This window comes from uncultured Fretibacterium sp., assembly GCF_938040765.1.
Classification (GTDB): domain Bacteria; phylum Synergistota; class Synergistia; order Synergistales; family Aminobacteriaceae; genus CAJPSE01.
Map to the genome: position 1 here is coordinate 1 of NZ_CALIAA010000140.1, position 3,966 is coordinate 3,966.

Consider the following 3,966-nt stretch of genomic DNA (forward strand, 5'->3'; position numbering starts at 1 on the left):
TGGGACTACGACTCCCGCACCCGGGACTGGTACAGAAAGGCCGTAGAGGGAAGAGGTAAGGTAGCATTTTCCGATCCCTACATCGACCTGGAACTGAAGAAAACGGTCGTCACGGTTGCCCGGGCACTTTTCGACGACAACGGCAAACTGCTGGGTGTCGTGGGAGGAGACATCCTTCTGGACGCGCTCGACGATTTTGTCAGGAACATCCGCACCCTCGACAAGGGGTATGGCTTTCTGCTGCTTGAGGACGGCATGCTTCTGTCCGGGAGTCGCCAGGAGGATAACCTGAAGGTGAACCTAGCGACGGGGCCCCAGATCCCGGAGTCCCTCAGGAAGGTCGCGCAGAGGATGATCGCCAGGGAGACGGGCTCTCAGGAGTACCGCTACGAAGGCAGGGACTCCAAGGCGTTTTTCACCCCCACGGGGATAGGCTTTTTCCTCGCAGTCGCCTTTCCCATGGATGAGGTACGGGCCCGGGTCAATGCCCTAACGGTTCTTCTTCTCGTCATCGCCGCCGCCGCCCTCATCGTGACGGGGCTTGTCATCGTGCTTGTCAACCGCGGCCTGACGCGCAGCATCTCGAACATTCAGAGGGAAACGGAGCTCCTGGGGTCCGGCGACCTCACCATCCACTACGACGATTCCGGCAGGGACGAATTGTCCCAGGTCGCCGGGAAGCTGAATGCAACCGTTGCCTCCCTGCACGGCAGCATGACGGACATTCGGTCCGCAGCCGATACCACGGCCCATCAGTCCGAGACCCTGGCCGCCCTTTCCGAGGAGACGCTCGCCTCGATGGAGGAGGTCTCCGCGTCCATGGAGCGCATTCTTCACCTGATGGAGAGCAACGCCTCGTCTCTCGAGGACACGAATACCTCCATCCAGGAGATCGCCGAGGGCGCCCAGTCCTCTGCGGAGGCGGCCACAAGCGGCGCCGAGGGCGCGGCCCAGGTATCCGAAAAGGCCGAGAGCTCCTCCGATGAACTGAACAAAGCGCTTCAGGACATCAAAAATGCGGAGGATTTCTCCGCTCAAAGCATCGAACGGCTCCGCGGCCTGGAAAAGTCGGTGGACTCCATAGCGGGATTCGTATCCATCATCACATCCATCGCCGATCAGACGAACCTGCTGGCGCTGAACGCCGCGATCGAGGCGGCACGCGCGGGCGAGGCGGGACGGGGCTTCGCGGTCGTGGCCGAGGAGGTCCGCAAGCTGGCCGAGGAATCGGCTCAGGCGGCATCGCAGGTCAACGAGCTGATCTCGGGGCTCCAGGAGCACTCCAAGGACTCCATCGCCGCGACCGAGCGGACGGGCAGCCTGTTGGGCGAGACGACCAAGAAGACCCTCGAAACCCAAGGGAAGCTCAAGGACGCACTGTCCGCGCTGAACAAATTGGCGGAGTCGGTCCAGAGCGTAGCCGCGGTCTCGGAAGAGCAGGCGGCGTCGAGTGCCGAGATCAGCAACTCCGTCCGCAAGGTAACGGAGACGACGGCGCAGATCGTGGAGACCGGCAGAGGCGTGGACACGGCGACCCGAGAGACGACCCAGGCGGCGAAGTCGATCGCCGGCGAAGCCCAGCGCATGGCGGAGACCGCCGAGCACCTCCAGGAGATCGTCAAGCGCTTCGTCCTCGATGCCGACGGACCGGGCATCGTTCCCCAGAAGCGATAAGCCCCTCGATTCGGACGCAAAAAGAAGGACGGGCTTCCCTGTTCGGGGAGGCCCGTCCTTTTGCCTTCCGCCCTCCCGCTTCGGTAATGCCGTAGGGGAAGTTACGAAAAAGGTGAGGTTACGTGAGCCGATATATGGGGTGGGCGGCAAAGGGCAGGATATCCCATATCGTCTCCGCCTGCCCCCCCGGGTAGTTTCGCAGCCCCTCCAGGCTGACGCTCCAGAGCTCCAGGGGCGACGCCGTCCCCGGAAGAGCCTCGGAGATCGGGCTCAGCAGCTTCGCGCAGCGCTCCGCATCGCCATCCGCCTCGAAGGCAAAGAGGAGCCAGTTGATGCCGTCCTGGTCCATCGCATCCAAGTCGACATAGCCCGGAAGGTACAGCCTCCTGAGCATGGTCAGGAACATCTGGAACTCCCCGATTTTTTCCAGATACTGGGTCAGGTTCCCGGGCACGGGAGGGGGCATGAAGGAGAAGAGGAAGCGATCGGCATTGAACAGGCCGCAGGGATCCGCGGGCAGGGGCGGAAACTTTGCGTAGACCTGAAAGTCGTACCGGCTCTTGTAGAGCAGGTCGAACTCCGCGTCGTACAGGCCCGGGGCGTTGGCCTCCAGCCATGCACGGACCTCTCCGGCGTAGGGCATGGGCCGGTTCCGCGCGGCCGCCCCCGTCTCCGGGAAATCCTCGGCCATCTTTCTGAAGACGGACACTTCGGGATAGCGCCAGACCGGGACCTCCCCGTCCATGACAAAGAGGTCCGCTCCCGCGACTTGGGGCAGCGCGAACTGGAACGGGGAGACGTACTCCTTCACCCCCCACCGCTGGAGGTGCCGCTTGTCCAGGAGCAGCATCAGCTCTCCCCGCAGCGCGGTCCGCACCCTGTCGGACGTCACGCCCGGCCTCGAGGGCAGGCAGGCCTCGCCCGCCAGCCTCAGGAACGCCTCCCTCCCCGCCTCCGACAGGCTGTAAATCCCCTTCTCGAACTCCAGCAGCCCCTCGCGCGCCAGCCCGTCGGCCGCCGACCGGTCCAGTCCCGCCAACGCGAGCATCGCAGGCGTCCAGCAGGGATATTGTTCGTCAAAGGACAGCAGCAGCCCTTCCAATCCTTGTTCTAAGGCTCCCCGTTCCACAGCGTTCCCCTCCCCGGTCGAAGCCTACGGCTCCAGACGCTCCACGCCGAACTTGTCGGCGTACTCGTCCAGCCGCCTCCACGTGGCCGGGTCGAGCCAGATCCCCTCCTTCAGCGCCTTTTCCCGGCGCTCAAACTCCTTTTCGCCGTGGATGTAGATGCGCTCCTGCCCCTCGGCCCTGGGGCTGGAGCGAATCCGATCCAGGATGCCGGCCACATGCCTCTGCACCGCACCGGCATCCCCGAACAGGTCCATGCGCATGGCCTGAAAGCAATGGCAGATTCCGCAGCCGTCTCCGTAGGTATCGAACGACGCCGTGCCCATGGAGAGGCCGGAGGTCAGAAGCTCGACGAGCAGGCCCAGCCCATAGCCCTTGTGCCCTCCAAGGGTCTCCGTCGCTCCGCCCAAAAAGAGCAGGCCTCCGTAGGGGCTCTTGTTCCCGCGGCCGGTGTCCGCGACGGTGACGGCATCCGTGGTGTCCGTGCCCGTCCCGTCGACGGCCCATCCGGTCGGCATGGTTCCCCCGCGCCGGGCGGCGACCTCGATTTTGCCGAACGCCACGGTCGTCGTCGCCATGTCCAGCATGAAGTGGGGCTTCCTGCCCGTGGGGATGGCCACGCTGATCGGATTGGTCCCCAACAGCCGCTCCCTGCCGAAGAGTGGAATCGCGGCGCCCAGCGTGTTGGTGAATGCCCAGCCGATCATGCCGCGGTCGGCCGCCTGCTCCGCCCAATAGCCCGCCATGCCGAAGTGGCAGGAGTCGCGGACCACGGTCATGCAGGTGCCGTTCTCCTCGGCCTTCTCCAGGGTCCGCTCCATCGCCGTCCTCGAGACCGGGAACCCCGGAGCCCTGTTCCCCTGGATCACCAGGGAGACCGGCGTCTCGTGCACGATCTCGGGTTTTGCCTGCGGGACATTTTTTCCGTCCCACACCTCGGCCGCGTACATGCTGACCCGAGCCACCCCATGCGAGGCATGTCCCCTGGCATCCGCCTCAACCAACACTCTGGCCGTGATCTCGGCGGACTCCTCAGGGTACTTCAGCCCCACCACAAACATCCTCTGCATGTAATGCCTCAGTTTGTCGTAACCGACCGTCGTCCGTTCCATCTCCGCATCCTCTCCCTTCCTCCAGGAAGAAAAACATTTTCCCCCCGCGTCCT

Annotated in this window: 3 protein-coding genes; 1 reads left to right on the plus strand and 2 read right to left on the minus strand. The window is 64.3% G+C overall.

Annotated features, from left to right (window positions below):
- Window positions 1-1,674, plus strand: a 1,674-nt coding sequence (locus Q0176_RS05250; RefSeq protein ID WP_299299948.1) for a methyl-accepting chemotaxis protein, incomplete at its 5' end; no start/stop codon positions are given.
- A gap of 118 nt (window positions 1,675-1,792) precedes the next feature.
- Here the strand turns inward: Q0176_RS05250 and Q0176_RS05255 are convergent.
- Together Q0176_RS05255 and Q0176_RS05260 are read right to left on the minus strand one after the other, a co-directional pair.
- The gene (locus tag Q0176_RS05255; protein ID WP_299299950.1) at window positions 1,793-2,722 is read right to left on the minus strand and encodes a hypothetical protein; all 930 of its coding nucleotides are present in this window, start codon (window positions 2,720-2,722) and stop codon (window positions 1,793-1,795) included.
- Between the two features lie 105 nt (window positions 2,723-2,827).
- Window positions 2,828-3,966: Ldh family oxidoreductase (locus tag Q0176_RS05260; RefSeq protein ID WP_366797213.1), on the minus strand; the 1,139-nt coding region annotated here is incomplete at its 5' end.

Bases quoted from the DNA above. Each gene is read 5' to 3' on its own strand.
- Q0176_RS05255 (WP_299299950.1), bottom strand. From the start codon at position 2,722: ATGCTCGCGTTGGCGGGACTGGACCGGTCGGCGGCCGACGGGCTGGCG.